We start from the raw sequence: 22302 nt of genomic DNA on the forward strand, positions 1-22302 counted from the left end.
GCTCACCCCAACCTACGTCAGCCCAACTGCCTGGCCAGGCGCTCCAACCACAGAAACGACACCAGCACCGCCGTCGGCACACGCTCGCGCCGCGTCGCCACCGCATCGAGCAAATCCATAACGCCACGCACATCGACCAAGCCCAGGTCGGCCAGCGCGCATTCGCGCAACTGCCCGGCCAGCATCGCCGCGTTCGCGGCGATCAAATCCGGAAACACCTGCTCGAACGTCTCCTTCCGGTAACCCGCGGGAAACGTGTCCTCTCCCAGCTTCGCCTGCAGATACCGCTGCATCAGCGCACGCCCGCGGCGCTGCTCCACCGGCAGCTGATGGCAGAACCGGACCAGGTAGGGATCGCTCAGCGGATTGACCGGCCACAAGCCGCGCCGCGCGATATCCGCCGCGCGGCACGCCTGCGCGGCCAGCGACGTCGCCGGCACCGGGCTGGCCGGCGCGCCGAAGCAATGCAGGCTGCGGGCGGCTTCGCGCGCGCGTGGCGTCAGCAGCCGGTCCACCGCCGTCCGATGGGCGCGCTCGCGCTGGACATCGAAGGCTTCGCCCTCGCTCGACAGTTCGTGCCGGTAATCGGGGAACAGTTCGTCGCCGCCGACGCCGGTATAGAGCCGGTCGCAGCCCAGCGCCGCGGCCTGGTCCCACAGCGCGGCGCAGGCTTCGAGGTAGTACTCCTGGTTGAAGCCCAGCGGCCGTCCAGGCACCGGACGCAGGTCGAGGCTGGGCGGCAGGGCGGCGATTTCCACGTTGTGGTCGTGCAGGCCGAGCCGCTCCACGATAGCGCCGCGCCGGCGCAACTGCGGCACTCGCGTCTCGCCCTCGAGCAGGATGCCGAGGCTGGCGTGCGGGCGCTTGATCGCGGCGAGTCCGCAGGCGACGGTGGCGGAGTCCATGCCGCCGCTGAGTTCGATTGCCGCGCGGTCCGCGATGAAGGGACGTGCATCGATCGCCTCGCGCAGGTGGGCGGCGAATTCCGCCAGCCACGCATCCGCTGCGCGCGGCGGTGCGGGCTGCGTGTCCGATGCGGGTGGGGGATAGTGATGGCTGGCCTTGCCGGGTTCCAACGACAGCGAGGCGCGCTCGGTCAGCATCACGATGCCCACCGCAAGCTGGCGCGCCGAATACATCGTGTGCAGCGCGAGGCGATGGCTGGCGATCTCGATATCGAGAGCCGTCGGCACGCGGGTCAGGTCGCCGGCATCCCACGACAGCTCCAGCCGATCATCGCCAGTACGCGCGTAGACCGGCAAGACGCCGAACACGCCCGCGCGTATTTTCACGCGACAGCCCGCCTGCGCCGCCTCCACCATCAGGTAATCGAGCGGCCACAGCAGGCATTCGCGGTGGCGCTGTTCGAACTCAGCGGCGTCGACATCCAGGCGCCGCACCGGCGCACCGCCATCGGCGCGGCGCTCGCGCACGGCCATGAACCATTGCCCGTCGGTGCGCACCAGCAGGGTTTCCAGTGCGGGATGCGCGAACGGGGCGATGCGGCTGTCGCCGAAGCAGACGGCGCTGCCATCCCAGTGCGGATCGAAGGCAAGATCGGTTAGCGCGATGGAGGCCTTGAGCATGGTCGGTCCATGAAAAGCGGGTCCATGAAAATCGGGGCCATTAAAAATCGGTCCATGAAAAAGCCGCCCCGCGTGACGGGGCGGCTTTGCCATCGCCCGCGAGCGGGGATGGTCGCGTGCGGTGGCGGATTAACCGTCGCCGCCGCCGCGGCCGCCGAAGGTGCCGATATCGCCATCCCAGATGGTCTTCGGCGCGTGCTTCTGCATGGGGGCCTGTTTCTGCATCGGCGCGGACATCGGCACGCCGAACGCGTTAGCTGCAATCACGCCTTCTTCACGCACGGTGAGTTCCTGAAGTTCCATGTGAATGCCCTTTGCTATGAGCCGCGACAATGCGGCCGGCCGAGACTAGCACCGGGTTATCGCGTCAAACCAGAACTCCATCACGCCCGTTCGGCCCTTCACAAGACCTGCACATCAAGGCTTATTCGACGGGATTGGCGCCGACGCCGCAGATGCGCTCCAGCAGTTGCGCCTGCGCATTGCGCACGGTCTGGCCGCCGGGCGAGAGGCGATGGTAGTGGCCGTCGGCGTGCAGCAGGGAGGCGCTGCTGTTGTCGGCCAGGTACAGCTCCAGTTCCTTCTTCACGCGCTGCTGCAGCTTCTTGCTCTCGATCGGGAAGCCGGTTTCCACGCGCCGGTCGAGATTGCGTTCCATCAGGTCGGCGCTGGCCAGGAACAGTTCCTCGTCGCCGTTGTTGGCGAACCAGTACGCGCGGCTGTGCTCGAGGAAACGGTCGACGATGGAGCGCACGCGGATGTTGTGCGACACGCCGGGCACGCCCGGACGCAGGCAGCACATGCCGCGCACGATCAGGTCGATCTTCACCCCGGCCATGCTGGCCTTGTACAGCGCGCGGATCACCTTCGGATCGGTCAGCGCATTGACCTTGGCGATGATCTGCGCGGCGCGGCCGGCCTGCGCATGCGCGGTCTCGCGGGCGATCAGCTCCAGCAGGGTCTTCTTGAGGGTGAACGGCGCATGCAGCAGCTTCTTCATGCGCAGCACCTTGCCCATGCCGGTGAGCTGGCTGAAGAGTTTATGCACGTCCTCGCACAGCGCCTGGTCGGAGGTAAGCAGGCTGTAGTCGGTGTACAGGCGCGCGTTGCCGGTGTGGTAGTTGCCGGTGCCAAGGTGCGCATAGCGCACCAGCTCGTCGCCTTCGCGGCGCTGGATCAGCATCAGCTTGGCATGCGTCTTCACGCCGACCACGCCATAGATCACCATCGCGCCGGCCTGCTGCAGGCGCGAGGCGAGGGTGAGGTTGGATTCCTCGTCGAAGCGCGCGCGCAGCTCGACCACCACGGTGACTTCCTTGCCCGCGCGCGCGGCGTCCACTAGCGCGTCGACGATCTCCGAGTTGGCGCCGCTGCGGTACAGCGTCTGCTTGATCGCCAGCACGTTGGGATCCTTCGCGGCCTGGTGCAACAGGTCGACCACCGGCATGAACGATTCGAACGGATGCAGCAGCAGCACGTCCTGCTTGCCGACCACCTGGAACAGGTCTTCCTCTTTCTTCAGTGCCTTAGGGATCGCCGGCGTGAACGGCGGATAGAGCAGCTGCGGCGCGTGCGACTTGTTGGCCAGGCCCATCAGGCGGGTGAGGTTGACCGGGCCATTGACCTCGTACATCTCGGCGGCGGTGAGGCCGAACTGCTTGAGCAGGTAGTCGGTCAGTTCCTTCGGGCAGTTGTCGGCCACCTCCAGCCGCACCGCATCGCCGAAGCGGCGCGAATACAGCTCGCCGCGCAGCGCGCGGGCGAGATCCTCCACGTCCTCGGGATCGATGGTGAGGTCGGCATTGCGGGTCAGGCGGAACTGATAGCAGCCGCGCACCGACATGCCGGGGAACAGTTCCTCGGTATGCGCGTGGATGATCGAGGACAGCAGCACGAAGTTCTCGCCGCCCTCGCAGACTTCGTCCGGCAGGCGGATCAGGCGCGGCAGCACGCGCGGTGCCGGCACCACGGCCAGGCCGGAATCGCGGCCGAAGGCATCGACGCCTTCCAGCTGCACGATGAAGTTGAGGCTCTTGTTGACCAGCAGCGGGAACGGATGGGTCGGGTCCAGGCCGATCGGCGTGACCAGCGGCGCCACCTCGTGGCGGAAATAGCGGCGCACCCACAGCTTCTGTTTGTGCGACCACTCGTTGCGGCGGACGATGCGGATGCCGTGGCGGGACAGCTCCGGCAGCACGTGTTCGTTGAGGATGGTGTATTGCCGCTCGATCTGCTTGTGCGCGATCTCGCTGATCTCGGTCAGCGCACGCCGCGGCGCGATCGCGTCGGGGCCGACGATCTCGTGGTCGAAGGCGATCTGGCTCTTCAGTCCGGCCACGCGGATCTCGAAGAACTCGTCCAGGTTGCTGGAGAAGATCAGCAGGAACTTCAGGCGCTCGAGGATCGGCTTGCGCTCATCCAGTGCCTGGTCCAGCACGCGGATGTTGAACTGCAGCTGCGAGAGCTCGCGGTGGATGTACAGGCTGCTGTCGTTGAGGTCTTGCGTGCCGCCCTGGATTTCGGCGGCGGGCGCCGCCGCGGCGGGAGTTTCTTCGACCGTCACGCTGGGGCGGTTTTCGCTGCTGGACATCTTCTTGGTCCTGTCCCCGTCAAGCGGGGTGTGGGAATGGGCATGCTACCCCGTTCGCGCGGTAGCCACGCCGACAGCCCGCCGGTCGTTCCGGGCCGGTTGCGCAAATCGTCATATTGCTGCGGAAATTTGACGGCGCGGTGACGGCGCTCAACGGCGCGCATAGGCATTCAAGGCCTCGGCGAGGTGATCGAACAGCTTGCGCACGGCGGTCTGGCGGCGCAGGTCCTCGTGCATCACCACCCAGCACTCCATCGGGATCGCCAGCTCCTGCGGCAGCAGCCGCACCAGCTTCGGCGCGCGCGCGGCCAGCGGCGCCTGGCAGATGCCGATGCCGTAGCCGGCGCGCATCGCTGCCAGCGCCGCCAGCTGGTGATCGGTGCGCAAGGTGAATTGCTCGCGGCTCCACGGCAGGTGCTTTGGCCGCAGCGAGCGCATGTAGGGCGCCTCATGATCGAAACCGATCAGGCTATGCCCGCGCAGTTCGTCCAGCGAAGCCGGTGTGCCGTGCCGGCGCAGATAGCGCGGATGCGCGAACAGCCCCAGTTCGATCCGTCCCAGCTGGCGCGCCACCAGTGCCTGCTGGGTGGGGCGGGTCATGCGGATGGCCAGGTCCGCATCCTTGCGCAGCAGGTCCTGCGAGCGGTCGGTGACCACCAGTTCGATCGTCACGCCAGGATGGGCGTGGCGGAACTCGGCCAGCATCGGCGGCAGCACTTCGGTGCCGATCACCTCGCTGGCGGTGACGCGCACTACGCCGCGCGCGACATCCTCGCCGGTGCTGATCGCGCGCCGCAGCGCCGCGGTGGCCGAGGCCATCGCTTCCGCATGCGGCACCAGGCGCACCGCCAGCCCGGTCGGCAACAGGCCCTGCGGCGAGCGGGTGAACAGGGCAGCGTCCAGTGCCGCTTCCAGTTCGCGGATGTGCCGGCCCAGGCTCGGCTGGGTCATCGCCAGCGCCCGCGCCGCGCCGGACAGGCTGCCTTCGCGCATCACGGCGAGGAAGGAGCGGTACAGGTCCCAGGAGGGTTCGGGCTTGGTCATGCATATTTGTATAGCAGATGTTAGTACTTGGTGGATTTTCTAATGGGTGGCGCGGGCCCAAGCTGTGCCCATCCCAACGGAGGACTAGCCATGAAGCGGACGAAGACGGTACTGGTGGTGGGCGCCAACGGCGGCGTGGGCGGCGAGGCCTGCGTGGCGCTGCTGCGCCATGGCTGGCGGGTGCGCGCGCTGGCGCGCCGGCCCGGCAGCGTGGAAGGCATCGAGTGGAGCGGCATTGAATGGATCAGGGGCGATGCGATGGTGGCCGCCGATGTGGCGCGCGCCGCCGCCGGCGTGGACGTGATCGTGCATGCGGTGAACCCGCCCGGCTATCGCGGCTGGGAGCGGCTGGTGCTGCCGATGCTGGAAAACACCATCGCGGCGGCGAAGGCGACGGGCGCGCGCATCGTGCTGCCCGGCACGATCTACAACTACGGCTTCGATGCGTTTCCCGTGCTGACCGAGGCTGCGCCCCAGCATCCGGTCAGTCGCAAGGGCGAGCTGCGCGTGGCGATGGAGCAGCGCCTGGCGCAAGCCGCGCGCGAAGGCACGTCGGTGCTGATCCTGCGCTGCGGCGACTTCATCGGCCCGCGCAACACCGGCAACAGCTGGTTCTCGCAGGGGCTGGTGAAGGCCGGCACGAAGGTGCGTGCGGTGAACTATCCGGGGCCGCCGGAGCTGGGGCACGCCTGGGCGTATCTGCCGGACGTGGCGGAGACGCTGGCACGCCTGCTCGATCGTGCGGATGAGCTGGAGCCGTTCGCTTCGTTCCACTTCGGCGGCTATTGGCTGGACGGCCACCAGATGGTCGATGCGGTGCGCGCGGCGACCGGCGATGCGTCGGTGCGCGCGGCGCGCTTTCCATGGTGGATGGTGGCGCTGGCGCAGCCGTTCGTGGAGACGCTGCGCGAGTTGTGGAAGATGCGGTATCTGTGGAAGACGGAGGCGCGGCTGGAGGATGCGAAGCTGCGCGGTTTTCTCGGCGAAGTGCCGCGGACACCGGTGGTGGAGGCGGTGCGCAGCGCGTTGGTGGGCGCCGGATGCCTCTGACGAGCCGGCATAACGGCGCAGGCGTAGGTTGGGGTGAGCGCAGCGAACCCCAACGGGCGTTACATGGATGCGAGAAGGCGGAAGGTGTGTTGGGGTTCGCTGCGCTCACCCCAACCTACGTTGGACGTTTTTTCAGATGGGTGCACCCTTGGCGCGCGGCCGTTGTTCTCCTGCCATGTACCGGCTCGGCGGCTCTCCCAGCACCCGCCGGAACGCCGCAGTGAATGCACTTGCACTGCCATACCCGAGCTCGACCGCGACATCGGTAATCGACTGCCCTCGCCCCAACCGCGTCAGCGCCGCCAACAGGCACGCCTGCTGCCGCCACGCCGCATAACTCATTCCGGTCTGCTGCCGGAACGTGCGCGTGAAATGGCGACGGCTCATGCCCGCCTTCGCCGCCATCGCATCGATATCCAGGTCCAGCGCCGGCGCATCCAGCATCGCGCGGCACAGTTTGTACAGGCGCGGCTCGGCCGGCAGCGGGGTGTTGAGGGCGAGCGTGGGCATGGCGCGGATCTCGTCCAGCAGCAACGCCATGAGCCGGCCGTCGCGGCTGTCCAGCGCGTACTCGGCGGGCAGGTCGACGGCAGCCTCGAGCAGTTCGTGCAGCAGGGGCGAGACGGCGATGACCTGGCAGTGCCGCCACAGATCCCGCGCCGCGTCGGGCTGCAGGTAGGCGCTGCGCGTGCTCACTTCGCCGTCCATGTGCACCTCGTGCATCACGCCGGCGGGAATCCACAGCGCGCGACGCGGCGGCACGATCCAGCTGCCTTCGGGGGTGATGGTCTTGACCACGCCGGTGGCCGCGTACAGCAGCTGGTGGCGCTTGTGCGCGTGGGACGGCAGCACGAAGCGCGCGGGGTAGTCGTTGCCGGTGGCGACGATGGCGCGAGGAATGTCCTCGTAGTGGTTGACGCGGGTCTGGCGCATGGGGATGGCCCGGATTCGATGGATATTGACCCGCTGGCGTGAGCGGGCCGGCGCCGCCCAATCTAAGGTGCTGGCCTGGGCGCGGCAAGATGCCGCGCCCCACCGTCCCCCCGCACAGACCGCCGCCCCCATGCAGACCCGCGTCGAAGATCTCCCCCTGCCGGCCGCGCAGACCCAGACCCAGACCCACGCCAAGGCCGAGCCACGCACCGACTTCGGCATCATCGGCGCGATCAGCTTCGCGCACCTGCTCAACGACATGATCCAGTCGTTGATCCTGGCCATCTATCCCATCCTCAAGGAAGGCTTTCACCTGAGCTTCGCCCAGGTCGGCCTGATCACGCTGACCTATCAGGTCACCGCCTCGCTGCTGCAGCCGATGGTGGGCATGATCACCGACCGCAAGCCGATGCCGTTCTCGCTGCCGGTGGGCATGGGCTTCACGCTGTGCGGCCTGCTGCTGCTGGCGAACGCGCCGAACTTCGCGCTGCTGCTGGTGGCCGCCGCGCTGGTCGGCACCGGTTCGTCGGTGTTCCATCCGGAATCCTCGCGCGTGGCGCGGATGGCCTCGGGCGGGCGGCATGGCCTGGCGCAGTCGCTGTTCCAGGTGGGCGGCAATACCGGCGCCTCGCTGGGACCGCTGCTGGCGGCCTGGATCATCGTGCCGCACGGCCGCGGCAGCGTGGCCTGGTTCGCGCTGGCCGCCTTGCTGGCGATCGTGGTGCTGCTGCAGGTGAGCGCGTGGTATCGCGACCATCACGCCGTGCGCGGCAAGGCCAAGGCACGCCATGCGGCGGTGACGCTGACCCGCGGCCGGGTGATCGGCGCGGTGGCGATCCTGGGCTTGCTGATCTTCTCCAAGTATTTCTACATCGCCAGCATCACCAGCTATTACACGTTCTATCTGATCCACAAGTTCGGCGTGTCGGTGCAGAACGCGCAGACGCACCTGTTCGTGTTCCTGTTCGCGGTGGCGGCCGGTTCGCTGATCGGCGGCCCGGTGGGTGACCGCATCGGACGCAAGTGGGTGATCTGGGCTTCGATCCTGGGCGTGGCGCCGTTCACCCTGCTGCTGCCGCACGCGAACCTGCTGTGGACCGGTGTGCTGACCGTGGTGATCGGATTGATCCTGTCTTCGGCGTTCTCGGCCATCCTGGTCTATGCGCAGGAGCTGATTCCCGGCCGCGTGGGCATGATTTCCGGCCTGTTCTTCGGCTTCGCCTTCGGCATGGGCGGCATCGGCGCGGCGGTGCTGGGCAAGGTGGCGGATGCGCAGGGCATCGACTTCGTCTACGGCATCTGCGCCTACCTGCCGTTGTTGGGCGTGATCACCGTGCTGCTGCCGAACCTGGACGGACCCAAGCGGCTGGCTGCCAAGGAAAGTTGAGCCGTCCGGCTTGAGCCGCCGCCGCTCCGCCATGCCCGCGACGCGCTAGCATGGCGGGCATGGCCGCGCGATGGCGCGCGGTACGAGAGGAGTCGGCGATGCGTTCGGGCAATCCGGTTTTACGCGATAGCACCTTCCAGGGCCTGTTCGCCGAAGGCGAACGCATGACCCTCAACGGCACGGTGGGCAAGACCGGCCTGCTGCTGTTCCTGGCGGTGGTCACCGGCGGCTGGACCTGGCTGCGCTTCAGCCATGCGGCCGCGGAGGGCGGCAACGTCGCCGCCGGGCTGACGGCGATCGCGCCGTTCATGTGGGGCGGTTTCCTGGTCGGCTTCGTGCTGGCGCTGGTGACCGCGTTCAAGGCCAACTGGGCGGGCATCACCGCGCCGGCCTATGCGATCGCCGAAGGCTTTGCCCTGGGTGGCGTGTCCGCGCTGTTCGAAGTGCGTTTCCCCGGCATCGTGCTGCAGGCGGTGATGCTGACCGCGGGCGTGATGGCGGTGATGCTGATGCTGTACCGCTCGCGCATCATCCGGGTCACCGACAAGTTGCGCATGGGTGTGGTGGCGGCCACCGGCGGCATCGCGCTGCTGTACCTGGTGGACATGGGCCTGCGCATGTTCACCAGCATCCAGGTGCCTTTCATCCACGAATCCGGCGTGCTGGGCATCGGCTTCAGCCTGCTGGTGGTGGGCCTGGCGGCGTTCAACCTGCTGCTGGACTTCGACCTGATCGAGAGCGGCGTGGAGCAGGGTGCGCCCAAGTACATGGAGTGGTACGGCGCCTTCGGCCTGATGGTGACGCTGGTGTGGCTGTACCTGGAGCTGCTGCGGCTGCTGTCGAAAGCGCGCCGCTGAGCTTGTCGACATGACGGAGAGGCCGGCTCGACGCCGGCCTTTTTTTGCCCGCTTACCAGCGCATGCCCTGCATCGCCGTCAGCGACATGCCGATCACGATCAGCGCGGTGAGGAACAGCGCGAACGGAATCAGCAGCAGCAGCGCGTAGAGATGCGTGCGCATGTCGTCGTCCCGCTCCTGCGCCGCGCGCAGCAGCACCAGGGCGAGGCAGGGCAGCATCGCGGCCGTCGGCAGGAACGGCGCCAGGCTCGCCGTGTGCTGGTTGAGCAGCAGCACCAGCGCCGACAGCAGCGTGGCGAAGCCGAGCAGGTGCAGCAGGATGGCGCGGATGCGCGGGTGGCCGATGCGGGTGATCCACCAGCCCAGGTAGAGCGGGTAGGTCAGGCCGCCGACGAACAGCCACGGCGATTCGCCGTGGACGTGCCTGGCGACCTGGTCATAGGCCAGCGGCGGGATCAGCAGCACCGCGAAGACCAGCAGCAGATGCAGTGCGATCTTCCCGGCCAGCCTCATCGCTTATCCCTTGCCGATCACCACAGGTTCGGGTTCTAACGTCACTGCGAACTTGCCGTGCACACCGGCGATCACCTTCTGGGCGAAGGCCCACAGCTGGGCGCCGCTGGCCTGGCCGTGGTTGACCAGCACCAGGGCATGGCGGTTGGAGATGCCGGCGTCGCCCTCGCGCTGGCCCTTGAAGCCGGCCGCCTCGATCAGCCAGGCGGCGGAGAGCTTCCAGCGGCCGTCGGCGCCGGGCCAGGCGGCCAGCTCCGGGTAGTCGCGCCTGAGCGCCTCGCCGACCGCCGCATCGACCACGGGATTCTTGAAGAAGCTGCCCGCATTGCCGATCACCGCGGGGTCCGGCAGCTTGCGCGTGCGCAGGTGCACCACGGCTTCGGCGACATGGAAAGGCGCCGGCTTGTCCACGCCCATGCGCGCCAGCTCCTCGCGGATGCCGGCATAGTCCAGGCGCAGCCCGTGCGTGCGGGGCAGGGCGAAGCGCACGGCAGTGACGATGTAGCGGCCCGGTTCGCGCTTGAACAGCGAGTCGCGGTAGGCGAAGGCGCAGTCCGCGCGGTCGAGCACGGCCACGCGGCGCTCGCGCGTATCCCAGGCTTCCACGCTTTCGATGAACTCGGCCACTTCGGTGCCATAGGCGCCGATGTTCTGGATCGGCGCGGCGCCGACCGTGCCGGGGATCAGGATCAGGTTTTCCAGGCCGGCGAAGCCCTGGCCCAGGGTCCAGCGCACGAAGTCGTCCCAGCGCTCGCCCGCAGCCACCGCGATGCGGGTGAGCTCGCCTTCCTGCTCCACGTGCACGCCGCGATTGGCCATCGCCACCACGGTGCCGTCGAGGTCGTCGGCCAGCAGCAGGTTGCTGCCTTCGCCCAGCACCAGCAGCGGGCCGCTGCGCACGCCGGGGAAGTCGAGCAGTTCGGGCAGCTTCGCCGCGTCGGTGACTTCGGCCAGCAGGCGCGCGCGCGCGTTCACGCGCAGCGTGTTGCGCTGGCCCAGCGGGGCGTTCTCGATCAGCGCGTAGCCGCCCATGTCGATGCGCTGCACCGGCAATGCGTACGGATCAGCCGGCATGGGCGTCCTCGCTCTGGCGACGGATTTCGTCCACGCATTCGGCGATCAACGCCGGGCCGCGATAGACCATGCCCGAATACAGCTGCACCAGCGACGCGCCGGCCGCGATCTTGCCGGCGGCATCGTCGCCTTCCAGGATGCCGCCCACGCCGACGATCGGCACGCGCTCGCCCAGGCGGCGGCGCATGCCGCGCAGCACTTCGGTGGAGCGCGCGTACAGCGGGCGCCCGGACAGGCCGCCGGTTTCCCTGCCGTGCGGATCGCTTTCCACCGCGCCGCGCTCGATGGTGGTGTTGGTGCAGATCAGGCCGTCGATGCCGGTGGCCAGCAGCACCTCGGCGATGCCGTCCAGTTCCGCCTCGGCCAGGTCCGGCGCGATCTTCAGCAGCATCGGCTTGCGCTTGCCGGCCTGCGAGCCCAGGCGTTCCTGCGCCTCGCGCAGGGTGTCGATGAAGCGGCGCAGGGTGGCCTCTTCCTGCAGGTCGCGCAGGCCCTGGGTGTTCGGCGAGGAGATGTTCACCGTGATGTAGCTGGCGTGCGCATAGACGCGCTCCAGGCAGAAGAGGTAATCCTCTACCGCCTTGTCGTTGGGCGTGTCCTTGTTCTTGCCGATATTGATGCCCAGCACGCCGCGGTAGCTTGAGCTCTGCACGTTGCGCACCAGCGCGTCGACGCCGGCGTTGTTGAAGCCCAGGCGGTTGATCACCGCCTCGTGGCGCGGCAGGCGGAACATGCGCGGCTTGTCGTTGCCCGGCTGCGGCCGCGGCGTGGTGGTGCCCACTTCGACGAAGCCGAAACCGAGCGCGCCCAGCGCGTCGAGGTGATCGGCGTTCTTGTCCAGGCCGGCGGCCAGGCCCACCGGATTGGGAAAATCGATGCCGAACACGCTGACCGGCAGTTCCGCCGGCGGCTTGGCCACCACGTGCAGAAAGTTGCTGCGATGGGCCACGTCCAGGCCATACAGGGTGAAGCGGTGCGCCGTTTCGGCGTCGAGCGCGAACAGCAGGGGGCGAATGAGGGAATACATACTCAGCCTGGGTGGCCCACGTAGACGCGGGTGTCGTAGTCGAAACTGATCTTGCCGTTCGTCGCCGTCGCGTCGAACAGCTCGCGCAGCGCCTGCATCATCGGCGCGTGCTGCGGGTGGTCTTCCTTCGGCGCATACGAGGACGACATCAGCCGGCCGCGCAGGCTGTCGAAATCCAGCTGCTGGCGATGCTCGAAGCTGCCGGTGCCGCGATAGCCCTCGCCGAACCAGGCGCGCATGCGCGGCTCGTCGGCGTAGCGCTCGGCCACGCTGGTGTAGTCGGTGCCGTAGCGCTGCAGCAGTGCCTCGTAGCCTTCCAGGAACGGCGTGCCGACCAGGCGGCGGCTGTTCCAGTAGATCGCGGCCAGGCCGTGCGGGCGCAGGATGCGGGCGAACTCGTGGCGTGTGGCGTCCTGGTCGAACCAGTGGAAGGCCTGCGCCACCGAGACCAGGTCCACGCTGTGCGCGGCCAGGCCGGTCTTGTCGGCGCGGCCGTCGAGCGCGCGGAAGTGCTCGTCCAGGCCCAGCCATTTCTCCGCCGCGCCGCGCATGGCGGCATTGGGTTCCACCGCGATCACGCGGTAGTCGGCGTCAAGGAACAGCTTGCTGGAGATGCCGGTGCCGGCGCCGACGTCGGCGACCAGCCATTGCGGCGTGACGCCATGCTCGCGCTGCAGCCAGTCCAGCATCGCCCTGGGATAGTCGGGACGGTAGCGGACGTAATCCTCGACGCGGTTGCTGAATCGTTCCGTGGCGCGCAGGTCGTTCATGGCACTCGTCCTTTGGGAAAAGCTCGGCAGCCACCGCGAATGGCGCCCGGCGCGGGGCCGGGCGCCGTCGTGCTTACAGGTCGAACTTGATGCCCTGGGCCAGCGGCAGGGAGTCCGAATAGTTGCTGGTGTTGGTCTGGCGGCGCATGTACACCTTCCACGCATCCGAACCGGACTCGCGACCGCCGCCGGTCTCCTTCTCGCCGCCGAAGGCGCCGCCGATCTCGGCGCCGGAGGTGCCGATGTTGACGTTGGCGATGCCGCAGTCCGAGCCGGCCGAGGACAGGTACTGCTCCGCCGCCTTCAGGTCGCGGGTGAAGATCGCCGAGGACAGGCCCTGCGGCACGTCGTTCTGCAGCTCGATCGCTTCGTCCAGCGACTTGAACGGCATGATGTAGAGGATCGGCGCGAAGGTCTCGGTCTGCACCACCTCGTCGCTGTTCTTGACGCCGGTGACGATGGTCGGCAGCACGAAGTTGCCCTTGCGGTCGCTGAGCGCGGCGCCGCCGGTCAGCACCTTGCCGCCGCTGGCCTTGGCCTTTTCCACCGCGCCCAGGTAGGCCTGCACGGCGTCCTGGCTGTTCAGCGGGCCCATCAGGGTGGTGGCCAGGGTCGGGTCGCCGATCTTGCCTTCCACCTGCTTGTAGGCGGCGACCAGCTTGTCGGTCACTTCGCCGACGATCGACTCGTGCACGAACAGGCGGCGCGTGGTGGTGCAGCGCTGGCCGGCGGTGCCGACCGCACCGAACACGATGGCGGGAATGGCCAGCTTAAGGTCGGCGCTCGCGTCCAGGATGATCGCGTTGTTGCCGCCCAATTCCAGCAGCGAGCGGCCCATGCGGCGCGCCACGCGCTCGCCGACCATGCGGCCGACCTTGGTCGAGCCGGTGAAGCTGATCAGCGGGATGCGCTTGTCGTCGACGAAACCCTGCGAGAGATCCGTGCCGGCGTCGTTGAACAGGAAGAAGATGTCCGGGAAGCCGCCGGCCTTCAGCGCCTCGTTGCAGATCTTCATGGTGGCGATCGCCGACAGCGGGGTCTTCGGCGACGGCTTCCAGATGCAGATGTCGCCGCAGATCGCGGCGAGGAAGGCGTTCCAAGCCCACACCGCCACGGGGAAGTTGAACGCGCTGATGATGCCGACCAGGCCCAGCGGGTGGTACTGCTCGTACATGCGGTGGCCGGGGCGCTCCGAATGCATGGTGTAGCCGTAGAGCATGCGGCTCTGGCCCACCGCGAAGTCGGCGATGTCGATCATCTCCTGCACTTCGCCGTCGCCCTCCGGCTTGATCTTGCCCATCTCCAGCGCGACCAGCGAACCCAGCGCGTCCTTGTGCTTGCGCAGCGCCTCGCCGCACAGGCGCACCGCTTCGCCGCGGCGCGGGGCGGGCGTGGTGCGCCAGGTCTTGAAGGCTTCCTGGGCGCGCTTGACGATGGTCTCGTAGTCCGCGGCGCTGGAGGCGTGCACGGTGCCGATCACCTCGCCGGTGGCCGGATTCACCGGCTGCAGCGCGCCGGCGTCCGAGGTGCGGGACCATTCGCCCTGGCCGAGATAAGTGCCGGAATGCTCCGCGCCGATGCCGAGCGCCTTGAGGATTTCGTGGGACATGCGTGCTCCTGGACCGTGGCGCCTCGCGGCGCGCTGGGGTGAGTGGGAATGGGATGGGTGGAAAGGCGTAATTCTAGCAGGCAGGGGCCGGGGAGCCCGAGAGGTGCGGCGGGGAAGGGCGATGGTGCGTTGCGCCATGCGATGCCAGCGCGGGGCATCCTTTGCCACGGGCGGATCAGCCGGTGCCGGGCTTGGGGTTACTGCCTCGATCCTTGCGCTGAAGGTCTCGATAGGGCTTGTGCCCTGGCCGGCGAGGAAGCTTCTTGCTGGAGCGGTGCGTAGGCCGGGACCTGGATGACGATCGGAGCCTGGGCCACCGATGGTGCAAGCGCCGGCCTGGCCGCGTTGTTCATGGCGAAGAACAAGCCGGCAAAGCCGAGGAAAAGACCGATCACCGTGGCGATCATCCAGGTCTTGATGCTTGCATCGAGCGAATGCAGGTCACCCTTCGTTGCCAGGGTGGGCAAGGTGGTTTCGAGCGCGGTCAGGCGGCTTGCCATGTCGCCATCATCGGACGGTTGTCCGGGCGGAACAACTCCTCCGGTATCGCCGGATGCGGGGATGCGCGACCAGGGGATATGGATGGCGGACATCGGGGCTGTTCCTCCTCTTCCTTGGGCGGATGCTCGGCGAGCCGGCGCAGCATGATCTGCATGTCAATCGCTACGGCATATCACGGTCATTAGATCAACTCATGCAGCGGTTTGGCGATTGTCCTGTTGCGAATTGGGATCAGGCCTACGGGGAGGCCGCCTTTGAACTGCTACATGCGTCGCGCATGGTCGAAGGTCCGGTTCGCGAGACCACGCAGCTGCATCGGGGCGGCCAGGTGTTGCGCGATGCACATTCGTCGTGTCGATGCCGGCCCGTATCGCAAAATTCGGACCGACAGAGAGCCGGGTCGGAGAGCCGATCAATCCGCAACCCAATGGCGATTCCGCCGTCTGGATCAGCACGGAAGGCAGCCCCCTGGCGGATGGCACCGTCGTGGTGATGGATGGGCATCGCCTGCTCAGCAACTCCGCTGGCAATGGAGCCAGCGCACGGGTCGACCCATGGATTCTGGCCTCCCCTGGGGAAAAGCCTATTTTCCTCGAGCGCCGCTACGCGGACCGGATCGAGCGATCCAACGTCGTCTATCTGGAGGTCATCGGGCAGCCGCCCCAGGTTGACTGAGCGGTCGCTTGAGACCATGCGTTCGGCGATCTGCATGCGCCCGCCGAACGCCGGCAGGACATGCCGGGCAAGCGCGCGGCATCGATCGTGCAAGTGCTTGAAAAATGGTGCCCCCGATACGATTCGAACGTACGACCTTCCCCTTAGGAGGGGGACGCTCTATCCAACTGAGCTACGGGGGCAGCGGGCGGCAAGTATAGAGGAACACGGCCCCGCGCGAAAAAGCGCTCCGGAGCGTGGCGCCTGTTCGTGTCATCGGCACGTCCGCCGCTCCGGCTCGGTATGCGTTCAGCGGCATGCGGCATAGTCGGGCGGCCCGGCGGGCATCCGCTGGCATCACGAAACCCCAACGGCGGCTCGTCAACCATGAGCGGGTTGATTCGCCATTCGATAGCGACAAGGGAAGAGCGAATGGAGACGAAGTCTCGACCGGGCGTTGCGCTGTGGATCACTGCCGCGCTGTTCGTATTCCTCGGCCTGGGCCTGCTTGCCGGCGGTGCATGGCTGCTGGTGCTGGGCGGCTCGCCGTACTACGTGCTGGCCGGTGCGATGCTCATCGCTACCGGCTGGTTGGCATGGCGCGGCAGCGGCCTGGCGCTGGGACTGCATGCGCTGTTGCTGCTGGCCACCTTGCTGTGGGCGATCTACGAGGTGCGCTTCGACTGGTGGCAGCTGGTGCCGCGCGTCGCCGTGTGGTTTGTACTCGGCGTATGGCTGCTGCTGCCGTGGGTGTCGCGGCGTCTGGAGCCGGACCCCGAGCCGACCTTGCGCTGGGCCACCGGCACGCTGCCCTTGTGGCTGGTGCTGGCAGCGAGCGTGGCGCTGGGTGCGGTGGCGTACTTCACCGACTACTACACGCTGGCCGGCGAAGCGCCGGAAGCCGGCGCGCCGCCGGCCGACGCCACGGGTACGCCGCCCAATGACTGGATCGCCTATGGCCGCTCCGGCCATGGCGACCGCCATGCGCCGGCCGCGCAGATCACCCCGGCCAATGTCGCGAAACTGCAGGTGGCGTGGACCTTCCATACCGGCGATTTCAAGGGGCCGGGCGATCCCACCGAGATCGCCAACGAAGTCACGCCGCTGAAGGCGAACGGCATGCTGTACCTGTGCACGCCGCACGACATCGTGATCGCGCTGGATCCGGACACCGGCAAGGAGCGCTGGCGCTACGACCCCAAGATCAACCGCGACGCCAAGGGCTATCAGCACATGATCTGCCGTGGCGTGGCTTATCACGATTCCGGCGCATACGCCGCGCAGGCCGCGACGGCAGGCGTGGCGCCCGCCGCGCCGCCGCCGACGCCGAAGGGCGCGGTGGCGGCCGAGGCGATCCATTTCGACAGCTGTCCGCGCCGCATCTTCGCACCCACCGCGGATGCCACCGTCGTCGCGCTCAACGCCGACAACGGGCAGCCCTGCACGGACTTCGGCGACCACGGGGTGATCGGCCTGTACCAGGGCATGGCGATGAAACGGCGCGGTTTTCTCAATCCGACGTCACCGCCGACGGTCACGCGCAACGTGCTGATCGTGTCGGCCAGCGTCACCGACAACGAATCGACCGACGAACCCTCCGGCGTGATCCGCGGCTACGACGTCACCACCGGCCAGCTGTTGTGGAACTGGGACGCGGCGGCGCCGGACAGCACCGCACCGCTGCCGGCCGGGCAGCACTACAAGCGCAACTCGCCCAATTCGTGGAGCGTGTCCAGCGTCGACGAGAAGCTGGGCCTGGTCTACATCCCGATGGGCAACCAGACGCCGGACATGTGGGGCGGCGAGCGCTATCCGGAAGGCGAGCGTTTCAACAGCGCGATCGTGGCGCTGGACATCGCCACCGGCAAGTTGCGCTGGGTCTACCAGACCGTGCACCACGATCTGTGGGACATGGACATCGGCGGACAGCCCAGCCTGGTCGATCTCGATACGCCGCAGGGCAAAGTACCCGCGCTGGTGGCTTCGACCAAGCGCGGCGACATCTACGTGCTCGACCGGCGCGACGGCAAGCCGGTCGTGCCGGCGCCGGAACGACCGGTGCCGCAGGGCGCGGCGACCGGCGACCGCACTTCGCCCACGCAGCCGTTCTCCGCGCTGAGCTTCGCGCCGGAACACCCGTTGCGCGAAGCCGATATGTGGGGCACCAATCCCTACGACCAGCTGGTATGCCGCATCAAGTTCAGGCGCCTGCGCTACGACGGCATCTTTACGCCGCCGTCGGAGCAGGGCTCGCTGGTGTATCCAGGCAACTATGGCGTGTTCGACTGGGGTGGCGTCACGGTCGATCCGCAACGGCAGTTGCTGATCGGCAATCCGAACTACATGGCCTTCATGTCGCGCCTGATCACCCGCGAAACGGAAGAAGCCAGGAGCGCCAAGGGTTCCACCGGCATCGAGCACGGCCTGCAGCCGATGCAGGGCACGCCGTTCGCGGTCGACCTGCGCCCGCTGCTGTCGCCGCTGGGCATTCCCTGCCAGGCGCCGCCGTGGGGCTATGTGGCGGCGGTTGACCTGCGCACCATGCGCAAGCTGTGGATGCATCGCAACGGCACGGTGGTGGACAGCGCGCCGTTGCCGATTCCGTTGCCGCTGGGGGTGCCCAGTCTCGGCGGCATGATCACCACCGGCGGCGGCGTGGCCTTCATGAGCGCTTCGCTGGACTACTACCTGCGCGCTTATGACGTGCGCAACGGCAAGCAGTTGTGGGAAGCGCGCCTGCCGGCGGGCGGGCAGGCGACGCCGATGAGCTATGTGTCGGATCAGACGGGCAGGCAGTACGTAGTGATCATGGCCGGTGGCCATGGTTCGCTGGGGACGAAGATGGGTGATGCGCTGATCGCCTACGCGTTGCCAAAGCCGTAGGTTGGGGTGACAACCCCAACGCGGCGGCATCCCTAGCGCGGCGTGACGTTGGGGTTCGCCTTCGGCTCACCCCAACCTGCGCGTGCGGTCAGAGCACCCGCATGAACGCCACCAGATCCTGCTTCTCCTGCTCGTTCAACTTCGTACCCAGCACGAGGTTGAAGTACTCCACCGTGTCATCCAGCGTCAGCAGTCGCCCATCGTGCAGATACGGCGGCGTGTCCTTGATCCCCCGCAACGGGAAGGTCTTGATCGCCCCATCGGCGCTGGCCATCATCCCGTTGATCATGCGCGGCTTGAAGAACCGCTCCGCCTGCAGGTTATGCATGGTGTTGTCGGTGTAGTAGGGCGGCGTATGGCAGCTGCCGCATTGTCCCTTGCCGAAGAACACTGCCTGTCCGCGCAGTTCCTGCTCGCTGGCCCTGGCCGGATCGAGCTTGCCGTCCACGGCCAGTTTCGGCGCGGGCGGGAAATCCAGGATCTCCTGGAACTCCGCCATGAAATGCACCTGGCTGCCGCGCTCGAGGATATTCACGCCCTTCTTGGTGGCGATCACCGGATCGCCGTCGAAATAAGCCGCGCGCTGCTCGAACTCGGTGAAATCCTCCACCGTCTTCAACGCACGCTGCGAGCCGAACAGCCGCTGGATATTCACGCCGCGCAGCGTCGGCGTCTCGATGCGATGGCGGAACTCCTGCGGCCGGATGTCACCCACGAGGTGGGTGGCGCCATTGGTGCTGCCGTTGGCATGGCAATCGAAGCAGGCCACGCCCAGGCTGGGTCGCGCCGAGCGGCGGTCGCCGGTGGCGTTGAACTGCTGCTGCGGGAACGGCGTCACCAGCAGGCGCAGGCCTTCCAGCTGCTTGGGGTTGAGGATGCCGTTGAACAGCTCGTAGTAGTTGTCCAGCGTGACCAGCTTGCCTTTGGAGACATCGCCCAGGTCCGGACGCGTGCTGAGGAAGATCGCCTGCGGGAACTCCGGCAGGATGTGATCCGGCAAGTCGAAATCCAGGTCGAAGCGCGTGAGATCGCGGTTGTCCTGCTGCTTCACCCGCTCGATCTCGAAGTGCGGAAACAGCATGCCGCCTTCGGGATGATTGGGATGGGGCAGGGGCAGGAAGCCGGACGGAAACAGATCCTTGCTCTTGATGTCGTCCGGCGACATGCCGGCGAGCTGCTCCCAGCTGGTGCCGGACTTGAGCTTCACGCGCACGCCTTCCTGCACCGGCTTGCCGCGTGACATGGTGACGCCCTTGGCCGGCTTGTCGGCGAGGTCGTAGCGTTCCTGCAGCAGGTTCTTCTGCCGCTGCATGACGCCGGGCTTGGCCTTCGACATGCGTTGCATGGTGGTGGCGAAGTCCGGCTCGACCACCGGCATGTAGCTGCTCGGTGGCGGCTTGCGCGAAGCATCGGCTTGCTGGCTCTGCGCCGATCCGGCGACGGCGAGCATCACGGCGATCGCCAGCGCAGCTTGCCTGGCGTGTTTCACGGTTGCGCGTTTCATGGGGCCCTCCCTAGGTTTGAGATACCTGGCGGCCGAACGCGTCCCCTTTGTCGCGGGGTCGCCACAGGCGAGCCTATGCCTGTGCGGGAGGGCTGGAAAATTGATTGTTCGGATCGTTCCGATCGGCGCTGCCTATGCGCGTCGAACTCAGGTGAAACCGTGAGCACGCACGCAGATTCGGTGCAACTGACGTTCAGCGCGGATCTTCTGCCTCGACATGCAGTGCATCGGCGGCCGGCGCTTGCGCCCACACGCTGTTTGCATCGCCCCGCGCGGCACGCTTCCAGCTCGCGCGTGCGAGCCAGGCGAAGCCGATGCCCAGGGCGATGCCGGTGAGGTCGACGCCCAGCACGGCCATCGACGGCGGCGTCCATGGCTGGCTCCAGGTGTGCGCGTTGCGCATGAGGTCGGCAATCGCCACGGCGAGGTAGGCAAGCGCCGTGACCGCCAACAGCTCGACCGCCGCGCGCGCTACCGGACGCAGGCATGCATACGCCACCGCGAGCGCCACCACGCCATAGCAAGCCGCCTGCTGCGGCACCGCCGGATCGATGCCGGCGGCCTGCGCGAGCATGGTCGCCGCGAACGCCGCGGCGATGCCTGCGCAAGTTCCGAGACACACGCCCAGCGTGGCCCGCGCCATGACCCACGTCTTGCGCGGTTGTGCGGCGTGGCGCCGCTTGCGGCGCGATTCGATCCACAGCAGGTTGCCGGAATAGAACAGGAACGCGCCCGCCAGGCCTAGCAGGAAATACAGCCACTGCACCGCGCGCCCGCCGAAGTTGCCGAAATGCAACGCGTAGATCGAAGAGTTGGTCAGGCCGTTGACGCTGTGCGTATCGCCCACGTGCCGCTCCAGCACCGCGCCGGTGGCGCCGTTGAGCGCGATGGTGCCGTAGGTTCCCAGCGTGCGCTGCGAGACACCGCGCACCTGCACCAGCGCGTTGGCGTCGCCGTAATGGTCGTAGTGCACATAGTCCGGCTCGAACGCGGTGACGCCGGTGGCCAGCGCCGCCGTGCGCGCGCGCTCGATCAGTTCGCCGGCGGCAAGCATCGGCGCGGCGTGTCCGCTCGCCTGCACCGTGGGCGCGGTGCTGATCGCCCTGGCGAAGGCATCGCCCAGCTTGCCGTCGAAGGCGATCAGGTTGAGCGCGGCGAACAGCGGCACGAACAGGCACATCAGCGCGCCGGTTACCGCGAAGATGATGTGGAACGGCAGGCTCAGCACGCCGATCGCGTTGTGCGCGTCCTGCCACAGCCGCTTGAGGTTGCGCCCCGGGCGCAGCGCGAACAGATCGCCCAGCAGCTGCGGCAGGTGGATCAGCAGGCCGGAGATCAGCGCCAGGCCGTAGATCACGCTGACGATGCCCATCAGGTACAGGCCGACCACCGGGATGCCGAGCGAATCGTGCAGGGCATAGACGAAATCGGCGAGGTTGCCGCGCGTGGCTCCCTCGTCGTCGGTGGGGCGGTCGAGCCTGTCGGCGGTGGCGAAGTGTTCCTCGCCGTCGTTCCAGTACGCGTAGGGGCCCTGCGAAGTGCCCGGCGGCGCCAGCACGATGCCGAAGTCCTTGGCGGCCTGCGGGTGCTGCAGCAGCAGGCAATCGATCATCGTCTGTACGGATACGTCGCGCGCGGCTTGGCTGCGCCACGGCGGGCTCTGCCACAAGGCGATGTCGTGATGGAACACGGTCAGCGCGCCGGCATAGAACGCGATGAACAGCGCGAAGCCGGCGAGCAGGCCGGTCCAGGTATGGACCGTCTGGAAGGTGCGGATCGTGGAAGACTTCATGCGAACCTCAGCCGCCGGCCAGCTGGCGCGACAGCCACAGCAGGACGAACGCCGCGCCGTTGGCCGCGCCCAGCGCCAGCCAGGCGCGCGCGCCGCTGCGGAACATATAGCTGCCCGCCATCACGCCCAGCCACAGCGGGAAGAACAGCAGCAGCACGGGAATCAGCCAGTCCTGCCCGTGGCCAGGCAGCCAGAACAGGCCCAGCGCCAGCAGCATGCCCGCCAGCGGAAAGCCCAGCACCGTGCCGGCAAGGCAGCGCGCGATCATCGCCGCTCCTCGCGCCCGGCATACCAGGCCGCATAGGGCAGGCCGACCCAGCCGAGCATCAGCGCGGTAAGCGCGGTGAACAGCCCCGCGCCGACGCCAAGCACATCGATCCATGCGCCTGCGCCGCTTGCAGCGAAGGCCAGCGCGACAAGACGCATCCATGCCGGCAGCGGCCTGGTGCGCAGGCGCTGCCGCGGGCTGGCCAGGTAGAACAGCAGCGCGCTGGCGAAACAGAGCAGGAGGGCCGCCGGCACCATGG

General features: G+C 67.7%; 20 protein-coding genes and 1 tRNA gene. 5 read left to right on the forward strand and 16 right to left on the reverse strand.

Going from position 1 to position 22302, the window contains the following annotated elements; genetic code table 11:
- Positions 1 to 17: 17 nt before the first annotated feature.
- The 4 genes from BM172_RS11930 to BM172_RS11940 all read right to left on the reverse strand — a co-directional run bounded on the left by BM172_RS11930 (position 18) and on the right by BM172_RS11940 (position 5220).
- Complete coding sequence (locus BM172_RS11930; protein WP_026633289.1) at positions 18 to 1586, reverse strand: hypothetical protein; 1569 nt, start codon at positions 1584 to 1586, stop codon at positions 18 to 20.
- A 129-nt stretch (positions 1587 to 1715) separates the two neighbouring features.
- On the reverse strand, positions 1716 to 1889 hold the full coding sequence (locus tag BM172_RS22535) for a hypothetical protein (RefSeq protein WP_155964679.1): 174 nt from the start codon (positions 1887 to 1889) through the stop codon (positions 1716 to 1718).
- Between the two features lie 121 nt (positions 1890 to 2010).
- Complete coding sequence (gene ppk1 / locus BM172_RS11935; RefSeq protein ID WP_026633288.1) at positions 2011 to 4176, reverse strand: polyphosphate kinase 1; 2166 nt, start codon at positions 4174 to 4176, stop codon at positions 2011 to 2013.
- A gap of 150 nt (positions 4177 to 4326) precedes the next feature.
- Positions 4327 to 5220, reverse strand: a complete 894-nt coding sequence (locus BM172_RS11940; protein ID WP_026633287.1) for a LysR family transcriptional regulator — start codon at positions 5218 to 5220, stop codon at positions 4327 to 4329.
- Positions 5221 to 5310: 90 nt separating this feature from the next.
- On the opposite strand from BM172_RS11940, the gene BM172_RS11945 reads away from it, so the two are divergent.
- On the forward strand, positions 5311 to 6270 hold the full coding sequence (locus BM172_RS11945; RefSeq protein WP_026633286.1) for an NAD-dependent epimerase/dehydratase family protein: 960 nt from the start codon (positions 5311 to 5313) through the stop codon (positions 6268 to 6270).
- A 132-nt stretch (positions 6271 to 6402) separates the two neighbouring features.
- Here BM172_RS11945 and BM172_RS11950 read toward each other — a convergent pair whose 3' ends face one another.
- Entirely contained in the window at positions 6403 to 7203 is an 801-nt protein-coding gene (locus BM172_RS11950; RefSeq protein ID WP_026633285.1) for an AraC family transcriptional regulator, read from the reverse strand.
- 130 nt (positions 7204 to 7333) lie between these two features.
- Here BM172_RS11950 and BM172_RS11955 point away from each other — a divergent pair, with 130 nt between their 5' ends.
- A complete protein-coding gene (locus BM172_RS11955; RefSeq protein WP_026633284.1) occupies positions 7334 to 8590 on the forward strand; it encodes an MFS transporter in 1257 nt (418 codons plus the stop codon).
- Positions 8591 to 8688: 98 nt separating this feature from the next.
- Positions 8689 to 9447 carry a Bax inhibitor-1/YccA family protein gene (locus tag BM172_RS11960; RefSeq protein WP_026633283.1) on the forward strand — a complete coding sequence of 253 codons (759 nt, stop codon included), beginning with the start codon at positions 8689 to 8691 and terminating at the stop codon, positions 9445 to 9447.
- 52 nt (positions 9448 to 9499) lie between these two features.
- Here BM172_RS11960 and BM172_RS11965 read toward each other — a convergent pair whose 3' ends face one another.
- From BM172_RS11965 to BM172_RS11990, 6 genes are all read right to left on the reverse strand, one after another.
- Entirely contained in the window at positions 9500 to 9961 is a 462-nt protein-coding gene (locus tag BM172_RS11965) for a hypothetical protein (protein WP_026633282.1), read from the reverse strand.
- 3 nt (positions 9962 to 9964) lie between these two features.
- A complete protein-coding gene (gene murB / locus BM172_RS11970; RefSeq protein WP_026633281.1) occupies positions 9965 to 10993 on the reverse strand; it encodes a UDP-N-acetylmuramate dehydrogenase in 1029 nt (342 codons plus the stop codon).
- Between the two features lie 31 nt (positions 10994 to 11024).
- Positions 11025 to 12062: a quinone-dependent dihydroorotate dehydrogenase gene (locus BM172_RS11975; RefSeq protein WP_026633280.1), complete on the reverse strand. Its 1038-nt coding sequence runs from the start codon at positions 12060 to 12062 to the stop codon at positions 11025 to 11027.
- 2 nt (positions 12063 to 12064) lie between these two features.
- Entirely contained in the window at positions 12065 to 12832 is a 768-nt protein-coding gene (locus tag BM172_RS11980; protein ID WP_026633279.1) for a class I SAM-dependent methyltransferase, read from the reverse strand.
- 73 nt (positions 12833 to 12905) lie between these two features.
- Positions 12906 to 14441, reverse strand: coding sequence for an L-piperidine-6-carboxylate dehydrogenase (gene amaB / locus BM172_RS11985; protein WP_026633278.1), 1536 nt, complete (start codon positions 14439 to 14441; stop codon positions 12906 to 12908).
- Positions 14442 to 14638: 197 nt separating this feature from the next.
- Positions 14639 to 15034 carry a hypothetical protein gene (locus BM172_RS11990; protein WP_143096512.1) on the reverse strand — a complete coding sequence of 132 codons (396 nt, stop codon included), beginning with the start codon at positions 15032 to 15034 and terminating at the stop codon, positions 14639 to 14641.
- 259 nt (positions 15035 to 15293) lie between these two features.
- Between BM172_RS11990 and BM172_RS22180 the strand changes: the two genes are divergently transcribed.
- Positions 15294 to 15617: a hypothetical protein gene (locus BM172_RS22180; RefSeq protein ID WP_143096513.1), complete on the forward strand. Its 324-nt coding sequence runs from the start codon at positions 15294 to 15296 to the stop codon at positions 15615 to 15617.
- Between the two features lie 105 nt (positions 15618 to 15722).
- Here BM172_RS22180 and BM172_RS12000 read toward each other — a convergent pair.
- Positions 15723 to 15799 (reverse strand) — tRNA-Arg (locus BM172_RS12000).
- Between the two features lie 229 nt (positions 15800 to 16028).
- Here BM172_RS12000 and BM172_RS12005 point away from each other — a divergent pair.
- Complete coding sequence (locus tag BM172_RS12005; RefSeq protein ID WP_026633275.1) at positions 16029 to 18479, forward strand: membrane-bound PQQ-dependent dehydrogenase, glucose/quinate/shikimate family; 2451 nt, start codon at positions 16029 to 16031, stop codon at positions 18477 to 18479.
- An 88-nt stretch (positions 18480 to 18567) separates the two neighbouring features.
- Here BM172_RS12005 and BM172_RS12010 read toward each other — a convergent pair whose 3' ends face one another.
- The 4 genes from BM172_RS12010 to BM172_RS12025 form a co-directional block, all read right to left on the reverse strand.
- The gene (locus BM172_RS12010) at positions 18568 to 19983 is read right to left on the reverse strand and encodes a cytochrome b6 (RefSeq protein ID WP_026633274.1); all 1416 of its coding nucleotides are present in this window, start codon (positions 19981 to 19983) and stop codon (positions 18568 to 18570) included.
- 193 nt (positions 19984 to 20176) lie between these two features.
- Positions 20177 to 21775, reverse strand: a complete 1599-nt coding sequence (locus BM172_RS12015) for a PepSY-associated TM helix domain-containing protein (RefSeq protein ID WP_051548289.1) — start codon at positions 21773 to 21775, stop codon at positions 20177 to 20179.
- A 7-nt stretch (positions 21776 to 21782) separates the two neighbouring features.
- Complete coding sequence (locus BM172_RS12020) at positions 21783 to 22043, reverse strand: hypothetical protein (RefSeq protein WP_026633273.1); 261 nt, start codon at positions 22041 to 22043, stop codon at positions 21783 to 21785.
- Positions 22040 to 22300: a hypothetical protein gene (locus BM172_RS12025; RefSeq protein ID WP_026633272.1), complete on the reverse strand. Its 261-nt coding sequence runs from the start codon at positions 22298 to 22300 to the stop codon at positions 22040 to 22042. Before BM172_RS12025 ends, BM172_RS12020 begins: the two co-directional genes overlap by 4 nt.
- Positions 22301 to 22302: the final 2 nt, after the last annotated feature.

Source organism: Dyella marensis (assembly GCF_900112865.1).
Classification (GTDB): Bacteria; Pseudomonadota; Gammaproteobacteria; order Xanthomonadales; family Rhodanobacteraceae; genus Dyella_D; species Dyella_D marensis_A.